This is a genomic window from Streptomyces guryensis, from assembly GCF_021261325.1.
GTDB lineage: Bacteria > Actinomycetota > Actinomycetes > Streptomycetales > Streptomycetaceae > Streptomyces > Streptomyces guryensis.
On the sequence record NZ_JAJSBI010000004.1, the window covers coordinates 223,618 to 239,458 of the forward strand.

Below are 15,841 nucleotides of genomic sequence, written 5' to 3' on the forward strand. Positions count from 1 at the left end.
CGTTCCAGTGGCTGATACAGAACCCCGGCGGAACCCGGAAGATCGCCTTCACGTCTAGCGTTCGGGACGTCACACAGCGGGCATGAACGGTTGTGCGACAGCTACGAGGAGTCAGGGGGATGGAAGCGCAGTGACCGAGGGGGCCGGCTTCCGCGCCGGAGACCTGCCGGACGATCTGACCGCCGCCGAGGCCGGCATGTGGCAGGCCTTCCGCAACGGCAGTGTGTACGACCTGAGCAGCGGGGACACCGTCGCCGACGATCCGCACGGCGGGCACCCCTGGGGGCCCGAGCGGACCGTGCGGGCGCGCATCGTGTGCTGGCTGCTCCTCGACGGGCCGCCCGCGCTGGCCGGCCGGGTGTCCTCGCTGAAGCTGCGCGGGGTGCAGATCAGCGGTTCGCTGGACCTCGCGGGCGGGGCGGTGGTGCCGTACGTCGAGATGCGCGGCTGCCGTTTCGAGCGGGACGTGCTGCTGCCGGAGGCCCATTTCACGACGATGCGCATGGTGGACTGCTCGGTGCCCCGCCTGGAGGCCGCCCGCGTCCACACGGAGGGCGACCTGCACCTCCCGCGCTGCCGCTTCCTGGGCGGCATCCGGCTGACCGACGCGCACATCGGCACGGATCTGCTGCTCAACCAGGCGATCGTCTACCGCGACCGCAGCGGCCGGTCGATCGCCGGCGACGGCATGATGGTGGGCCAGGACCTGCAGGCGGAGCTGCTGGAGTCGCACGGTGAGCTGAGCCTGCGCAGCGCGAAGATCGGCGTGTCGCTGAGCCTGCGCGGCGCCCGGCTGGCCAACCCGTACGGCCGGCTCGCGCTGAACGCGCCCCAGCTGACCGTCGGACGGACCCTGTACCTGACGCCGGCGGGCGTCGGCGCCTCGATGCTGAGCGGTGCGACACCCGCGCGCGGGACGCGCATCCAGCGGTTCGAGTGCCAGGGCGGGGTGCGCCTGGACGACGGGCGGTTCGAGGACGCGGTCGACCTGGAGCGCGCCCGGTTCACCTTCACCGACGACCAGGAACTGTCGCTGCGCCGGGTACAGACGCCCGAGCTGCGCTTCCTCGGCGAGCGGCCGCAGCGCGGCAAGGTCGTCCTGTCGGGCGCGCGGGTGGTCAACCTGGTCGACCGGGCGAGCGCCTGGCCCGGCCCGGGCAATCTGCACATGGGCGGTTTCCAGTACGAGAACCTGGTGCCGCAGGGCCCCTTCCCGCTGACCGGACGGCTGGACTGGGTGACCGCCGCGACCGCCGAGTACAACCCGGAGCCGTACGAGCGGCTCGCCGCCGTGCTGCGGTCCGGCGGCGAGGACGAGGACGCCCGCGAGGTGCTCCTCGCCAAGCAGCGCCGACGCCGCGAGAGCCTCCCGCTCGCCGCCAAGCTGTGGGGGTACGCGCAGGACTGGACGGTGGCCTACGGATACCGGCCCGGCCGGGCCGCCGTATGGATGGCGGTGTTGTGGGCGGCGGGCTCGCTGGCCTTCGCGCATGCGAGTCATCCGCCGCTGCAGCCCGGGGCCCACCCGCCGTGGAACCCGGCCCTGTTCGCCCTGGACCTGCTGCTCCCGGTCATCGACCTGGGCCAGGTCGGCGTCTGGCAGCTGAGCGGCGGCTGGCAGTGGCTGGCGGCGGCGATGATCCTGCTGGGCTGGATCCTGGCGACGACGGTGGCGGCGGGGGCGACGCGCCTGCTGAGACGGAACTGACGTTCTGGGAACAGCGGGGTTTCGCACACAACAACCCAACACTTGTCGAACAGTCACCCTTTACCTGCACTTGACCGATCCGCGTACAACTTTCCACGACTTGTCCGTGGGCCCTGGCGCGGGGTTGACCTGCGGCCTTTCAATGGTCGACACCATGGCTCTGCTGCATCCGTTCAGCCGCGCGGCCCGGACCTCCCGGACCGCTCCGCTCCCCCCCGCCGGACTGCCCGCCGCCGGGCTCCCCGCCGACGACGAGGTGCTGCTCGACGTGCCCGACGACCGCCTCGGCGCCGCGCTGGTCGCGGCCGCGGGAGGCGAGCACGGCCACGCGGCCGCGCTGCTGTCCGACACCCGCACGCGCGGCGACTGGGAGAACCGCGACCGGTACGCGAGACGCCTCGCCGCCTTCGCGCACGCCCGCCCGGAATGGCTGCGGGCGTGGTCCGCCGCCACCCCGCACGACCCGGACGTACTCCTGATCAGGGCCCAGCTCGCGGTGGACGACGCCTGGCGCTCCCCGGCACGCGCGGAACTGCTGCGCGAGGTGAGCCCACTGATCACGGCTGCCGCGCGGGGCGACGACCACGACCCGGTGCCGTGGCGGCTCGCGCTGGACCATGCGCGCGGCACCGGCGCCGGCCCCAAGTACTTCGGCGAGCTGTGGGAGGCGGCGCTGCGCCGCGCCCCGCACCACTACGGCTGCCATGTGGCGGCCCTGCGCTATCTGGCCGCGTCCTGGCAGGGCTCCCACCGCGAGTGCTTCGACTTCGCCGACCTGGCCGCGCAGGACGCCCCGCCCGGCTCCCTCATCCAGGCGCTGCCGTCCCGGGCGGCCTTCGCCTGTCTGACGGACGGCGTCGGCGCCGAGGTGCCGCGCGCACGGCTGGACGCCGCGGCCGACCGGGCGATCGCGTTCTCCGCCCGCTTCCCGGCGGCCGACCCGTGGCCGGCCGAGATCCGCAACAAGCTGATGTACGTCCTCGTACGTCTGGACCGCTGGCAGGAGGCCCTCACCGAGCTGCACCGGATCGGCCCCTACGCCACGTCGTTCCCCTGGGGCCGGCTGTCGGACGACCCGCTGGTTCTCTTCCTCAAGGTGCGCGGCGACATCCTCGCCCGTACGACAGGCCTCATGCCCCCGCCCCGGCATCCACGGAACGGGCGCGCCGGACGCGCCCGCTCCGCCGACCACTAGGCTCTTGCGTCGTGACCACCGTCCGTCTCCCGCTCTTCCCGCTGAACTCGGTGCTGTTCCCGGGGCTGGTACTGCCCCTGAACGTGTTCGAGGAGCGCTATCGCGCCATGCTGCGCACTCTGCTCAAGACCCCGGAGGACGAACCGCGCCGGTTCGCCGTGGTGGCGATCCGTGACGGCCACGAGGTGGCACTGAGCGCGCCCGGCATGCCCGACCCCACGGCCCTGCCCGAAGTGGGCCCCTCGGCCGGCTTCGGCCCCGACCCGGTCAGGTCGTTCCACGCGACGGGCTGCGTCGCGGACGCGGCGACGATCCGCGAACACGAGGACGGCACCTTCGAGGTCCTGGCAACTGGCACGACCCGGGCACGCCTGGTGTCCGTGGACGCCTCGGGCCCCTTTCTGACGGCGGAGCTGGAAGAACTCCCGGAGGAACCGGGCGACGGGGCGGGCGCACTGGCCGAAGGCGTCCTGAGGGCCTTTCGCCAGTACCAGAAACGCCTGGCAGGCGCACGCGAGCGGTCCCTCTCGACCGGCTCCGACCTCCCCGACGAACCGTCCGTGGTCTCCTACCTGGTGGCGGCGGCGATGATGCTGGACATCCCCACCAAGCAGCGCCTGCTCCAGGCCCCGGACACCGCCTCCCGGCTGCGCGACGAACTGAAACTCCTTCGCTCCGAGACGGCGATCATCCGTAACCTGCCGTCACTGCCGGCGTCGGAACTGACGCGCGGCCGCACGAGCCTCAACTGAAACGGGCCGAGGATGGCGAAGAAGTCCAGGAAGCAGCAACAGGCGGGCGGCACGCCGGCGACGGTGGCCCTGACCTCGGCCGGGGTCCCGTACACGATCCACGCCTACGACCACGACCCGTCCCAACCCTCCTACGGCGAGGAGGCCGCTGAGGCGATGGGCGTCTCTCCGGACCGCGTCTTCAAGACCCTGGTCGCGGACGTGGACGGCGCCCTGACGGTGGCCGTGGTCCCCGTGGCGGGCCAGCTGGACCTCAAGGCCCTGGCCTCGGCGGTGGGCGGCAAACGAGCCGCCATGGCAGACCCGGCCCTCGCCGAGCGCACCACGGGCTACGTCCGGGGCGGCATCTCCCCCCTGGGCCAGCGCAGGAAACTCCCCACGGTCCTGGACGCCTCGGCCGCCGCCCACCCCACGATCTGCATCTCGGCGGGCCGCCGCGGCCTGGAGGTCGAACTCTCCCCCGACGACCTGACCAAGCTGACGGAAGCGGTAGTGGCCCCCATCGGACGTGCGTGACCCCTCGACGACTGCCCCGACCTCGACTAGGTACGAGGGACATGTCGAAGAAAACACGCAAACGCAAGTGGCGCCTGAAGAAAGGCCGCTCCAACCACGGCCACCGCCCCGCGTAGGACAGCCTCAAGCCCTCAAGCGCCGGGCGGCATGGTTCAGCCCGTCCGGCTCTGTCTCTCCAGCCCGTCCGGCGTTTGAGGACGAGGCCGTCCAGGCCGAAACCGGGGGTCTGGGGGGCGCAGCCCCCCAGGGACGGGAATGGGCAGGGGCGGCGGGGGCGAAAAACCCGCCGCAACCCCAACGGCACCGCACCTACGCCATCGGCTCCCCATAGGGATCCTTGGGAACACCCCCGTGTTCCTGATACGGCTCCGGATCCCGAGGCCCGAACAACGCCGTCAGCCCGAGATGCACCACCAGCGCAGCCAACGGCCACGCCAGCAACGCCCCCTTCGCCCCGAGCTTCAGCGGCGCGGAGAACGTGACCCCCTTGCCCACCTGCTTCGCATGAGCGATCACATCCTGCGAGGGCCCAAGCCGCACCCCGAGCTTCCAGGCCAGCAACGACGCGAGCAGCCCCCCGACCCCCAGCGCCACAGCCAACGGCACACCCCCGCGCCGCCGCCAGAAGAAGACCCCGAGGGCACTCACCGCACCGAAGGCCACCGCGAGCAGCGTGAACGTTCCGTCCACCCCGATCGCCTGCTCCCCCTCGCTGTCGGAGAGATAGACGACCCAGCTCTTGTCGACCACGTCACCGACGAGCGGCACATGCGGCGCCAGCCACCACCACAGCACCCCGAGCAGTACACCCGCGACCGCCACCGCCACCGTGACCACGGCGGCCTCGCGCAATTCGGTCTTCATTCCGGGCCCGTCCTGTCCGTACGTGCCGTCCCATACGGCGTCATGCGCCACAGGAGCCACGTACCCGGCAGCCGGGGGCTGCCACGCATCCTGCGAGGACTGTTCATGCGGCGGCGGAGGCGGAGTCAACGGTGCGGTCACCCTGCCATCGTGCCAGGCCCGTCTGTGCGGCGCGTCACCGGACGGCCGCCCGACGGTACGCCCAGGTGGCGACGGCCAGCGAGATCACGCCCACTCCGGCGCACACGGCGAGGTCCCCGACCACGAAGGCCCAGTCGGGATGCGCCCCGAAGGTCCGTGCGAAGGCCTCGACGCCGTATGTCGACGGCAGCAGATCCCGTGCGAGCCGGACGACCTCGGGCATCCTGTCGGCCGGCAGCACCCCGAGCAGCAGGGCCGCGGACATGCCCAACTGGCCGAGCAGGGTGGCCAGTTCGGGCCGCGGCGCGAGCAGTCCCAGCGCCGCGCCCAGTCCGGCCAGGGCCGCCCCCGCCAGCGGAATCACCGCGGCGAGCACCCACAGATGCGCCAGCGGCAGCCCGAACAGCACGCACCCGAACACCGCCGTGACCACGGCCCCGGGCACGGTGAAGGACGCATACGCCCCGGCCGCCCCCAGCACCACGGCCGCAGGCGGCACCGGCAGCGTCGCGTAGTGGTCGAGCCCGCCGCTGGCCCGCAGCTGCCCGAAGTACTGCGCAAGCAGATTCAGCGCGACGAACGCCACCACGAGCACCGACGCCCCGGCCACCACCGACTCGGCCTCACCGCCGCCGTCCACGACCCCGCGCATCAGGATCATGATCCCGATCGACTGGAAGGTCGCCACGAACAGCAGCGGAATCCGGGCCACCCGCGCGCGCGAGAGCTGCGCCCGGTACATGGCCACGAGGGCAGGCCACATCCGCGCCCGAGGCCCGAGCTCGGCCGCTCCGCGGTCGGCCTCCTCCGCGGCCAGGGCACCGCCCGGCAGAACATCGGCGGGTACGACACTCACGTCGCGCTGCTCCCTTTCACACTCGGGCCCACGGAGCCGGGGCCCACCGGGGCGATCGCCCTCTCCCGTAGGGACCATACGGCTGCGGCGGCCCGCGCACTCACACCGGTGACGACGCTCATGCCTTCACCAGCCCCTGCTGCGCGGCGCCGCCCAGCGCCAGGTACACGTCCTCCAGGCTGGGCGTGGCCAGCGTGAAGTCGTCGAGCGCGACGAAGGCGCTGCCGCCGGTGACGGTGGCGACGACCGCGCGTGCCTCCTCGGGGGCGAGCCTGAGCGTCCAGCGGCGCCCGGCCTCGGTGGCCCGCTCACGCAGAGCAGCCACCTCGGGAACGTGCAGCGGCGCACTCTCGCGCCACACCAGCTCGACGCGGACCTCCCCGGCGACCTGCTCCTTGAGCCCGGCGGGGGTGTCGCAGGCGATGACCCGTCCCTGGTCGAGGACGGCGACCCGGTCGAGGACGGTCTCGGCCTCGATGACGTTGTGGGTGACCAGCAGCACGGTCGTCCCGCGCTCGGCCCGCCGCCGGTCCACGGCCGCCCACACCGCCCGCCGGGCCACCGGATCCATCCCGGTGGTGGGCTCGTCGAGCACCAGCAGGGGCCGCTCCCCGACCAGCGCGGCGGCGAGACACGCCAGCCGCCGCTGCCCGCCGGACAGCTTCTTCAGCGGCCGTCCGGCGATGGCCGTGAGCCCCAGCTCCTCGAGTACGGCGTCCCGCTCGTCCCGTGCCTGCCGGGCCTCCAGCCCGCGCAGCCGCCCGGTCGTCTCGGCGGCGAGGGACACGGTGAGTTCGTCGAGGGCGCTCGACTCCTGCCCCAGGTAGGCGAGGATGCGTGCGGCCCGCTCCGGGTGCCGCACGATGTCGTGCCCGAGGATCTCGACGCGGCCCGCGTCGGGCCGCATCAGCCCGGTCAGCTGGCGCACGAGAGTGGACTTGCCGGCACCGTTCGGCCCGAGGAGACCGAAGATCTCACCGCGCCGGATGTCGAGGCGCACGTCGTCGGTGGCCCGCACCGCGGGCGTCCCCGGCGCACCCCGCCGCCCCCGCACCGCCGGATAGGTCTTGGTCAGTCCGCGCACCGCGCACACGACATCCCCACCGTGCCGAAGTGCCTGTGCCGCGCGCGTACTCACAAGGGACGAGGGTACGGGGTCCGCAGGCCCCGCCCGCTCTCGGGTTGGTCCATAACGGCACATCCCCCGGTAAAGAGCGCCGTCAGCACACCGGTGAGGAACTACTCACCCACGGGAGCGTGCTCGGCGGCCGTCCGCACGTCGATCTCCCTCCAGAAGCCGGCCCGGATCGCATACCGGTCGTGCTCGTCGATCTGGTCGTCCTTGTGCGCGAGCAGCCCGAACCGGGCGGCATAGCGCAGCAGCTCCCCGTCGATGCGGTGCGGGACGCGCGGGTACATCCCGGACAGCTTCTGCAGATGGCTCTGGTCGCCCAGGCGCTCCATCCACCGCCGCGCGAACACCTGCCCGACCTCGTACGGGTCGCCGCCGACCGTGGTGATGTCCTCCTCGCGGTCGGCCCACCGCTGCTCCGCCGTGGTCAGCTGGGCCAGCGTCGGCATCGAGGCGGCATCGGGCGGCTCGGCCGTGGGCCGGTCGACCCAGCCCTTGTCGGAGGACCAGCGCAGGGTCGCGTTCGCGGGAGGCTGGGCCGGCTGCACCCCGGGGGCGCGCAGCGCGGCCAGGTCCTTCGGGGTGGGCACGCCCTTGGGCGCCGGCACCCGCTCCTGCGTGCCGTTCTCGGAGCGGGCCGCGGAGGCGTGCTCGCCCTCCTCGGCACTCCGCTCGGCCGCAGCGGCGAGCGCGGACTCCGGCAGCGGCGCGGAGAGGATCGCTGCGATCTCGGGCCGCGGCACGGGCGGCGGAGCGCAGATCCCGCCGAGCTCCTTGGCCCGTACGGCCTTGGTGATCCATGTACGGTCCAGGACGCGCCGCTCGTCGGCCTCGGCGACCAGGTCCTCGGACTGGTTGTAGTCCCCGTCGGCGGCCTGCACGGCCCACAGGTGTACGGCGACCCCGTGCTCCTTGGCGGCCATCATGCCCGGCAGCAGATCTCCGTCGCCGGTGACCAGGACGATGTCGGAGCAGGCGCGGTTGCGGGCCAGCTCGGTGAGCTCGGCGTGCATGGCGGCGTCGACGCCCTTCTGCGCCCAGCGTCCGTCGCTGCGGGTCAGGGCGCCGAGCCGGACGGTGACCCGGGGCATCACGCGCAGCCTGCGGTGCTCGGGCTGCGGGACGCGGTCGGGGGCGCCGTCGAACCAGTAGATGCGCAGCAGCGGCCGTTCCGTCTCGGACTCGGCGCGTTCACGCAGGGCCTGGATGAGGGCGGCGTGATCGACGGTGATGCGGGATCGTGAGGGCTCCCCGGCGAGGAGACTGGCGGCGGCCCCCAGCAGATACCCGGCGTCCACCAGGACGATGCAGCGGTCCACGCGATCCACCCTCTTTCCGGGAGGTTTGCTTCGGGCTTCCTTCGAGTCTGCCCGACTGCGCGGGGGTTAACGGCCCGAACTCGATCTTCGGCGTGGCGTTTCGGGTCGCGCCCAGCGTCCTTGCGCTCCGAGATGCCCTGTCACAGACGGTAATTATCCGAAATGCGCTCGTTGTCAGCCTATGTGAATCTGGTCGCGGCCCTGGCCCCTAGATCCCCCACAGGAGGCAGAACCATGGCCAAGAACAAGAACCGTGAGCGAAAGCAGCCGCAGACCGAGCGCGCCCAGCAGACGCCCCAGCACTCCTCGATGGAGTCGCAGGCCGAGCAGCGCCTGAGTCAGGCGACGCCTGGTGACATGGCGCGCAAGGGCAAGCAGAAGCGCTTCGGTCACAACTGACCGGCTCACAACTGACATCTTCATAACGGGTTGTTGAGACCCAGGCACACAGAGGGGCGCACCCGGCTCACCGGGTGCGCCCTTCGTCCTCGGCTCGTCCGCCTGCGTGTGTACGTCGCTCAGCCGGCCAGGCAGGACGGTCCGAGCAGCACCTTCAGGTCGCCGAAGAGCGCCGGGTCCGGCTTGACGCGGTGCCGGTCCAGGCGCAGGACGGTGGTCCTGGTCGGGCCCTGGAGCTTGATGCGGACCTCGCTGTCGCCCTTGTGGTGGCTGAGGATCTCGCCGAGGCGGCTGACCATCGGCGGGGTGACCCTCGTTGCCGGGATGGTGAGGATCACGGGGGCGTTGGTGCCCGCGTTGGACAGGTCAGGGACCTGGAGTTCCATCGCCACCAGCCGCGGCACGTCCTCCCTCTTGTCGAGGCGGCCCTTGACGAACACGACGGCGTCCTCGACGAGTTGGGTCGACACCAGCTGGTAGGTCGCCGGGAAGAACATGCACTCGATGGAGCCCGCGAGGTCCTCGACGGTGGCGATCGCCCAGGCGTTGCCCTGCTTGGTCATCTTGCGCTGCAGGCCCGAGATGATGCCGCCGATGGTGACGACCGCGCCGTCCGCGTGCTCACCGCCGGTGAGCTGGGAGATGCCCGCGTCGGCCTTGTCGGACAGCACGTGCTCCAGGCCGAAGAGCGGGTGGTCGGAGACGTACAGACCGAGCATCTCCCGCTCCTGGGCGAGCAGATAGGTCTTGTCCCACTCGTCGGTGGTGAACTCCACGTCGAGTCCAAAGCCTGGCTCGTCGCTCTCCTCCTCGCCCATGCCGCCGAAGAGGTCGAACTGGCCCTCGGCCTCCTTGCGCTTGACCGCGACCACGTTGTCGATCATCGGCTCGAAGTGCGCGGTCAGGCCCTTGCGGGTGTGCCCCAGTGTGTCGAACGCGCCCGCCTTGATCAGCGACTCAGTGGTGCGCTTGTTGCACGCGACCGCCTCGACCTTGTCGAGGTAGTCGGGGAAGGAGGCGTACTTGCCCTTGGCCTGGCGGCTCTTGATGATCGACTCGACCACGTTGGTGCCGACGTTGCGCACGGCTTCGAGGCCGAAGAGGATCACGTCGTCACCCTGGGCGGCGAAGTTGTGCACCGACTCGTTGACGTTCGGCGGGAGCACCTTGATGCCCATGCGGCGGCACTCGTTGAGGTAGACGGCCGACTTGTCCTTGTCGTCCTTGACGGAGGTCAGCAGCGCGGCCATGTACTCGGCGGGGTAGTTCGCCTTGAGGTATGCCGTCCAGTACGAGACCAGGCCGTACGCGGCCGAGTGCGCCTTGTTGAAGGCGTATCCGGCGAAGGGGACCAGCACGTCCCACAGGGCCTGGATGGCCTCGTCGCTGTAGCCGTTCTTCTGGGCGCCGGCCTGGAAGATGGTGAAGTTCTTCGCCAGTTCGTCGGGCTTCTTCTTGCCCATCACGCGGCGCAGGATGTCGGCCTCGCCGAGCGAGTAGCCCGCGATGATCTGGGCGGCCTTCTGCACCTGCTCCTGGTAGACGATCAGGCCGTAGGTGACGGCCAGGACCTCTTGGAGGGGCTCCTCCAGCTCCTTGTGGATCGGGGTGATCTCCTGGAGCTTGTTCTTGCGCAGCGCGTAGTTGGTGTGTGAGTCCATGCCCATCGGGCCGGGACGGTAGAGCGCGGAGACGGCGGAGATGTCTTCGAAGTTGTCGGGCTTCATCAGGCGCAGCAGCGAGCGCATGGGGCCGCCGTCGAACTGGAAGACGCCGAGGGTCTCGCCGCGCTGGAGCAGTTCGAAGGTCGTCGGGTCGTCCAGCGGGAGGCTCAGCAGCTCCAGGTCGATGCCCTTGTTGGACTTCACCATCTTGACGGCGTCGTCCATGATCGTCAGGTTGCGCAGGCCGAGGAAGTCCATCTTCAGCAGGCCGAGCGACTCGCAGCTCGGGTAGTCCCACTGTGTGATGGTCACGCCGTCGGTGTGCCGGACCCACACGGGCACGTGCTCGGTGATGGTCTCGCTGGACATGATCACGCCGGCGGCGTGCACGCCCATCTGCCGGACCAGGCCCTCGACGCCCTTGGCGGTGTCGATGACCTTCTTCACGTCGGGCTCGTTCTCGTACATCCCGCGGACCTCGCCCGCCTCCGAGTACCGGGGGTGCGAGGGATCGGTGATGCCGTTGAGGTCGATGCCCTTGCCGAGGACGTCGGCGGGCATGGCCTTGGTGATGCGGTCGCCCATCGCGTACGGGTAGCCCAGCACGCGCGCGGAGTCCTTGATCGCGTTCTTGGCCTTGATCTTGCCGTACGTGCCGATCATGGCGACCTTGTCGGCGCCGTACTTCTCGGTCACGTACCTGATCACCTCGACGCGCCTGCGCTCGTCGAAGTCGATGTCGACGTCGGGCATGGAGACGCGCTCGGGGTTGAGGAACCGCTCGAAGATCAGGCCGTGCGGGATCGGGTCGAGGTCGGTGATGCCCATGGCGTAGGCGACGATCGAGCCGGCCGCGGAGCCTCGGCCGGGGCCGACCGCGATGCCGTTGTTCTTGGCCCACATGATGAAGTCGGCGACGACGAGGAAGTAGCCCGGGAACCCCATCTGGATGATGACGTCCATCTCGTACTCGACCTGGCGCTGGCGGTCCTCGGGGATGCCGCCGGGGAAGCGGCGCTCCATGCCGCGGCGGACCTCCTCCTTGAACCAGGTGACCTCGGTGTAGCCCTCGGGGATGTCGAACTTCGGCATGAGGTTCTTGGCCTCGAACATGCCGGTGGTGTCGACCATCTCGGCGATCAGGAGGGTGTTGGCGCAGCCCTCCTGCCAGGCGTCCGAGGAGTCGATGGCGTACATCTCCTCCGTGGACTTCAGGTAGTAGCCGGTGCCGTCGAACTTGAAGCGGTCCGGGTCGGAGAGGTTCTTGCCGGTCTGGATGCACAGCAGGGCGTCGTGGGCGGTCGCCTCGTGCGCGTACGTGTAGTGCGAGTCGTTGGTGACCAGCGGGGGGATGCCGAGCTTCTTGCCGATCTCCAGGAGGCCGTCGCGGACCCGGTGCTCGATCTCGATGCCGTGGTCCATCAGCTCCAGGAAGTAGCGGTCCTTGCCGAAGATGTCCTGGTAGTCGGCGGCCGCCTTCAGTGCCTCGTCGTACTGGCCGAGGCGCAGCCGCGTCTGGAGCTCGCCGGAGGGGCAGCCGGTGGAGGCGACGATCCCCTCGGACCACTGGGAGATCGTCTCCTTGTCCATCCGGGGCCACTTCTGCAGCCAGCCCTCGGCGTAGGCGTCGGAGGAGAGCCGGAAGAGGTTGTGCAGACCGGTGGAGTTCACGGCCCACATCGTCTTGTGGGTGTAACCACCCGAACCGGAGACGTCGTCCCGCTTCTGGTGCGGCTGGCCCCACTGGATCTTGCGCTTGTTGCGCCGCGACTCCGGGGCGACATACGCCTCGATACCGATGATCGGGGTGACCCCGGCCTTCTTCGCGGAATGGAAGAAGTCGTACGCCCCGTGGAGGTTGCCGTGGTCGGACATGGCGATATGGGTCATGCCCATCTCGTTGCAGGCGTCGAACATGTCCTTCAGCCGCGCGGCACCGTCCAGCAGCGAGTACTGGGTGTGGACGTGCAGGTGCGTGAACGGCGGCTTTGACACGGTCGGGCCTCCAAGGGAAACGCTGGACGACGGGCTGGCGGACAGTCCTGGGGTCAGCGTCGAAGTCTATGCCTCGGGACTGACAATCCGGGCGCTGCCCCGCGTACCTTCACTGCGAGGATCGCGGGCACTTCCGCGCACCCTCGGCCGTTGGAAAAACAGAAACGCCGTCGTACACATCCATGCACCAGGAGGCACCCCGCGATGTCGGTTCCCCAGCTCAACGACGAGCAGCGCGGCGAGGAGATCCTCGCCGTCTTCGACACCGCCTTCGGCCGGCTCCTGGCCGCCGACCCGGCAGCGTTCCGCGTGAAGTTCCGGAAGATGGCGGCCTCGGCCTTCGCCTTCTACCGGGGTACGGCGTGCCTCTTCTACCACGACCTGGACGCCGAGAAGCGGGGCGGCCCGTACCTCGACGAGCGCACCTCGCGCGTGTGGATCCACGGCGATCTGCACGCGGAGAACTTCGGCACGTACATGGACGCGAACGGCCGTCTGATCTTCAACGTCAACGACTTCGACGAGGCGTACGTCGGCCCCTTCACCTGGGACCTGAAGCGGTTCTCCGCCTCCATCGCCCTCATCGGGTACGCGAAGGCGCTCGCCGACGACCAGATCACCGAGCTGGTCGAGGTGTACGCGGGCGCGTACCGCGAGCGCATCCACGCCCTGGCGACCGGCGCGAAGAGCGACGAGGTGCCTCCGTTCACGCTGGACACCGCGCAGGGGCCGCTCCTGGACGCCCTGCGTGACGCGCGCTCTCTGACCCGCTTCGGGCTGCTGGACTCCATGACGGAGATCCGCGACTTCGAGCGGCGCTTCGCGCCCGGCGGCGGCTCGATCGAGCTGGACGCCGCGACCCGCTACAAGGTCCTCGCCGCCTTCGACGGCTATCTGGAGACGCTGCCGGACGCCTCCCTGGCCCGCCCGGACTCGTACCGGGTGAAGGACGTGGTCGGGCGCCGGGGCATCGGCATCGGGTCGGCCGGCCTGCCGTCGTACAACATCCTTCTGGAGGGCCACAGCGACGCCCTGGAGAACGATGTGGTGATCTACATCAAGCAGGCCCAGACCCCGGCCGTCTCCCGGCACATCACCGACCCGGCGATCCGCGACTACTTCCAGCACGAGGGCCACCGCACGGTGATCTCGCAGCGCGCCCTGCAGGCGCACGCCGACCCGTGGCTGGGCTGGACCGAGCTGGACGGCTCGGGGCAGCTGGTCGCCGAGGTGTCACCGTACGCCGTCGACCTCGACTGGGGCGACATCGACGACCCGGAGGAGATCGCGGCCGTCGTCGCCGACCTGGGCCGGGCCACGGCCACCATGCACGCGGCGGCGGACGACCAGTCCGGCGAGTCCCTGGTGCCGTTCTCCACCGAGCGGGCCATCGACGCGGCGATCGCCGCCGACGAGGACGGCTTCGCGGGCGTGCTGACCGACTTCGCGCACAGCTACGGCGCACGCGCGCGTGCCGACCACCAGACCTTCGTGGACCTGTTCCGCAACGGCCGGATCCCGGGGCTCTAACGGTCTGCTCTCGGTCCGCTGTCTCACAGGGCACTTTTAGGGGTCCCTTACAGGGCCGCGTGACAGACTCTCCACGCAATGGACATATTCGGGACCCGCATCAGAGCGCTTCGCGCGGCGCTGTTCACGGCACTCGTCGTGACGCTCAGCACCGCGTCGCACGTGCTGCTGTCGCGGGTCCCGCTGCCGTTGAACACGGTGGCCGCGGTCGCCGCCACCGTGTTCGCCGTGGCCTACGCCCTGGCCGGCCGCGAGCGCGGTTTCGCGCGGATCGCCGCCCTGCTGATCCCGCTGGAGCTGGCCGCCGACACGGTCTTCACCACCGGCCAGCACGTCTGCTACGGCCGCGCGGGCGGCCCCGTCGCGGGCCCCCTGCGCTCGGTCGGCTTCGACCTGCTCTGCGGCAACGGCACCGGCCTCGGTACCGGGGCGACCGCCCCGCTGGCCCGTGTGACCGGCAACGGCACCGACCGGCTCGCCGCCCTGCTCGCCCACGCCGACCCGGCCACCGCCTGGCTGCTGCTGGCCGCTCACGTCGGCGTCGGCCTGCTGGCCGCCGCCTGGCTGCGCCGCGGCGAGCGGGCGCTGGCCCAGCTGGTCCGCGCGGTGACCGCGACCACCTTCCGTCCGCTGCTGCTGGCCGTCGCCGCGGTGACCGTCCGGTCGGCTGCGCCGGTGCGACGCGTACGGCACACCGGCCGCCCCGCGGCCGGCGCACGCGAGCGCATCCTCGTGCACTCCCTGGGACGGCGTGGACCGCCGTACTCGGTCGTCTTCGCCTGAGCGACTCCTGGTGCGTGGTACAGCGCGCACCGTCACTCCGCACAGCACCTGAGCACGACCAGTCCCCCACACGTATCCCGCGTACGACGTATGCGCGTCCCACATGGAGAACACCGACATGAGCCAGCGGAACAGCCAGGCATCGAAGACGGCGGCCCGAGAGCGGCTGCGGCAGGAGCGCGAGCGCCAGGCCAAGAGGGCCAAGGCCAAGCGGCAGGCCATCGTGGCCGGTTCGGTCGTGGCCGTACTGGCGGCGGCCGGCGGCATAGGTTACGCCGTCGTCCAGGCCAACAAGCCCGCCTACTGGGCGGGTCTGAAGGACGCCAAGGTCGTCGCCCCCGCCAACACCACCGGTGCCAAGGGCACCACCGTCGTCATCGGCAAGAACACCGCCAAGAAGACCCTGAAGGTCTACGAGGACCCGCGCTGCCCGATCTGCGCCTCGTTCGAGCAGACCGTCGGTGCGACGGTGAAGAAGGACGTCGACGACGGCAAGTACAAGATCCAGTACATCGGTGGCACGTTCATCGACAACAAGGACAACGGGCAGGGCTCCAAGAACGCGCTGAGCGCGCTGGGCGCCGCGCTGAACGTCAGCCCGGAGGCGTTCCTTGAGTACAAGAGCGCGCTGTACTCGACGACGTGGCACCCGGACGAGACGACCGACAAGTTCAAGGACGACGCCTACCTCATCAAGGTCGCCGACACCGTTCCCGCGCTGAAGAACAACACCCAGTTCCAGAACGCGGTGAAGAAGGGCACCTACGACGCCTGGGCCATGGCCATGTCAGCGACCTTCAACAACAACAAGGACGGCGTCTCCGGCACGCCGAGCTTCGTGATGAACGGCAAGCTGATCACCACCAACGGCCAGCCCACCGGCAACCCGCCCATGTCGGTGGCGGACTTCAACCGGCTGGTGGACGCGGCCCTGAAGGCATAGCCACGGCATGAAGGGCGGGCGAACTTACGGAGTTCGCCCGCCCT

Annotated in this window: 13 protein-coding genes; 8 read left to right on the forward strand and 5 right to left on the reverse strand. The window is 70.5% G+C overall.

Going from position 1 to position 15,841, the window contains the following annotated elements:
* Nucleotides 1–130 precede the first annotated feature (130 nt).
* The 4 genes from LJ657_RS10565 (at nt 131) to ybaK (ending at nt 4,171) form a co-directional block, all read left to right on the forward strand.
* A complete protein-coding gene (locus tag LJ657_RS10565; RefSeq protein WP_232648173.1) occupies nt 131–1,708 on the forward strand; it encodes an oxidoreductase in 1,578 nt (525 codons plus the stop codon).
* 142 nt (nt 1,709–1,850) lie between these two features.
* The gene (locus tag LJ657_RS10570) at nt 1,851–2,903 is read left to right on the forward strand and encodes a hypothetical protein (protein ID WP_232648174.1); all 1,053 of its coding nucleotides are present in this window, start codon (nt 1,851–1,853) and stop codon (nt 2,901–2,903) included.
* An 11-nt stretch (nt 2,904–2,914) separates the two neighbouring features.
* The gene (locus LJ657_RS10575) at nt 2,915–3,655 is read left to right on the forward strand and encodes an LON peptidase substrate-binding domain-containing protein (protein WP_232648175.1); all 741 of its coding nucleotides are present in this window, start codon (nt 2,915–2,917) and stop codon (nt 3,653–3,655) included.
* Between the two features lie 12 nt (nt 3,656–3,667).
* Complete coding sequence (ybaK, locus tag LJ657_RS10580; RefSeq protein WP_232648176.1) at nt 3,668–4,171, forward strand: Cys-tRNA(Pro) deacylase; 504 nt, start codon at nt 3,668–3,670, stop codon at nt 4,169–4,171.
* A 309-nt stretch (nt 4,172–4,480) separates the two neighbouring features.
* Here the strand turns inward: ybaK and LJ657_RS10585 are convergent, their stop codons facing one another.
* The 4 genes from LJ657_RS10585 to LJ657_RS10600 all read right to left on the reverse strand — a co-directional run bounded on the left by LJ657_RS10585 (nt 4,481) and on the right by LJ657_RS10600 (nt 8,483).
* Entirely contained in the window at nt 4,481–5,176 is a 696-nt protein-coding gene (locus LJ657_RS10585) for an AAA family ATPase (protein WP_232648177.1), read from the reverse strand.
* Nucleotides 5,177–5,210: 34 nt separating this feature from the next.
* The gene (locus tag LJ657_RS10590) at nt 5,211–6,032 is read right to left on the reverse strand and encodes an ABC transporter permease (RefSeq protein ID WP_232648178.1); all 822 of its coding nucleotides are present in this window, start codon (nt 6,030–6,032) and stop codon (nt 5,211–5,213) included.
* A 118-nt stretch (nt 6,033–6,150) separates the two neighbouring features.
* On the reverse strand, nt 6,151–7,125 hold the full coding sequence (locus tag LJ657_RS10595) for an ABC transporter ATP-binding protein (RefSeq protein WP_232648419.1): 975 nt from the start codon (nt 7,123–7,125) through the stop codon (nt 6,151–6,153).
* 146 nt (nt 7,126–7,271) lie between these two features.
* On the reverse strand, nt 7,272–8,483 hold the full coding sequence (locus tag LJ657_RS10600) for an NYN domain-containing protein (RefSeq protein WP_232648179.1): 1,212 nt from the start codon (nt 8,481–8,483) through the stop codon (nt 7,272–7,274).
* Nucleotides 8,484–8,717: 234 nt separating this feature from the next.
* On the opposite strand from LJ657_RS10600, the gene LJ657_RS10605 reads away from it, so the two are divergent.
* Nucleotides 8,718–8,882: a hypothetical protein gene (locus tag LJ657_RS10605; protein WP_232648180.1), complete on the forward strand. Its 165-nt coding sequence runs from the start codon at nt 8,718–8,720 to the stop codon at nt 8,880–8,882.
* A 119-nt stretch (nt 8,883–9,001) separates the two neighbouring features.
* Here LJ657_RS10605 and dnaE read toward each other — a convergent pair whose 3' ends face one another.
* Entirely contained in the window at nt 9,002–12,541 is a 3,540-nt protein-coding gene (gene dnaE, locus LJ657_RS10610; protein ID WP_232648181.1) for a DNA polymerase III subunit alpha, read from the reverse strand.
* Nucleotides 12,542–12,745: 204 nt separating this feature from the next.
* Here dnaE and LJ657_RS10615 point away from each other — a divergent pair, with 204 nt between their 5' ends.
* The 3 genes from LJ657_RS10615 (at nt 12,746) to LJ657_RS10625 (ending at nt 15,797) form a co-directional block, all read left to right on the forward strand.
* Nucleotides 12,746–14,071 (forward strand): DUF2252 domain-containing protein, encoded by a 1,326-nt coding sequence (locus LJ657_RS10615; protein WP_232648182.1) that lies wholly within the window; start codon nt 12,746–12,748, stop codon nt 14,069–14,071.
* Between the two features lie 78 nt (nt 14,072–14,149).
* Complete coding sequence (locus LJ657_RS10620) at nt 14,150–14,854, forward strand: hypothetical protein (RefSeq protein WP_232648183.1); 705 nt, start codon at nt 14,150–14,152, stop codon at nt 14,852–14,854.
* A gap of 118 nt (nt 14,855–14,972) precedes the next feature.
* Nucleotides 14,973–15,797 (forward strand): thioredoxin domain-containing protein, encoded by an 825-nt coding sequence (locus LJ657_RS10625; protein ID WP_232648184.1) that lies wholly within the window; start codon nt 14,973–14,975, stop codon nt 15,795–15,797.
* Nucleotides 15,798–15,841 lie beyond the last annotated feature (44 nt).

What these genes read in the sequence shown, in the direction of transcription:
- LJ657_RS10570 (WP_232648174.1), top strand. Translation starts at nt 1,851, where the DNA reads ATGGTCGACACCATGGCTCTGCTGCATCCGTTCAGCCGCGCGGCCCGG.
- ybaK (WP_232648176.1), top strand. Translation starts at nt 3,668, where the DNA reads ATGGCGAAGAAGTCCAGGAAGCAGCAACAGGCGGGCGGCACGCCGGCG.
- LJ657_RS10605 (WP_232648180.1), top strand. Translation starts at nt 8,718, where the DNA reads ATGGCCAAGAACAAGAACCGTGAGCGAAAGCAGCCGCAGACCGAGCGC.
- LJ657_RS10615 (WP_232648182.1), top strand. Translation starts at nt 12,746, where the DNA reads ATGTCGGTTCCCCAGCTCAACGACGAGCAGCGCGGCGAGGAGATCCTC.
- LJ657_RS10620 (WP_232648183.1), top strand. Translation starts at nt 14,150, where the DNA reads ATGGACATATTCGGGACCCGCATCAGAGCGCTTCGCGCGGCGCTGTTC.
- LJ657_RS10625 (WP_232648184.1), top strand. Translation starts at nt 14,973, where the DNA reads ATGAGCCAGCGGAACAGCCAGGCATCGAAGACGGCGGCCCGAGAGCGG.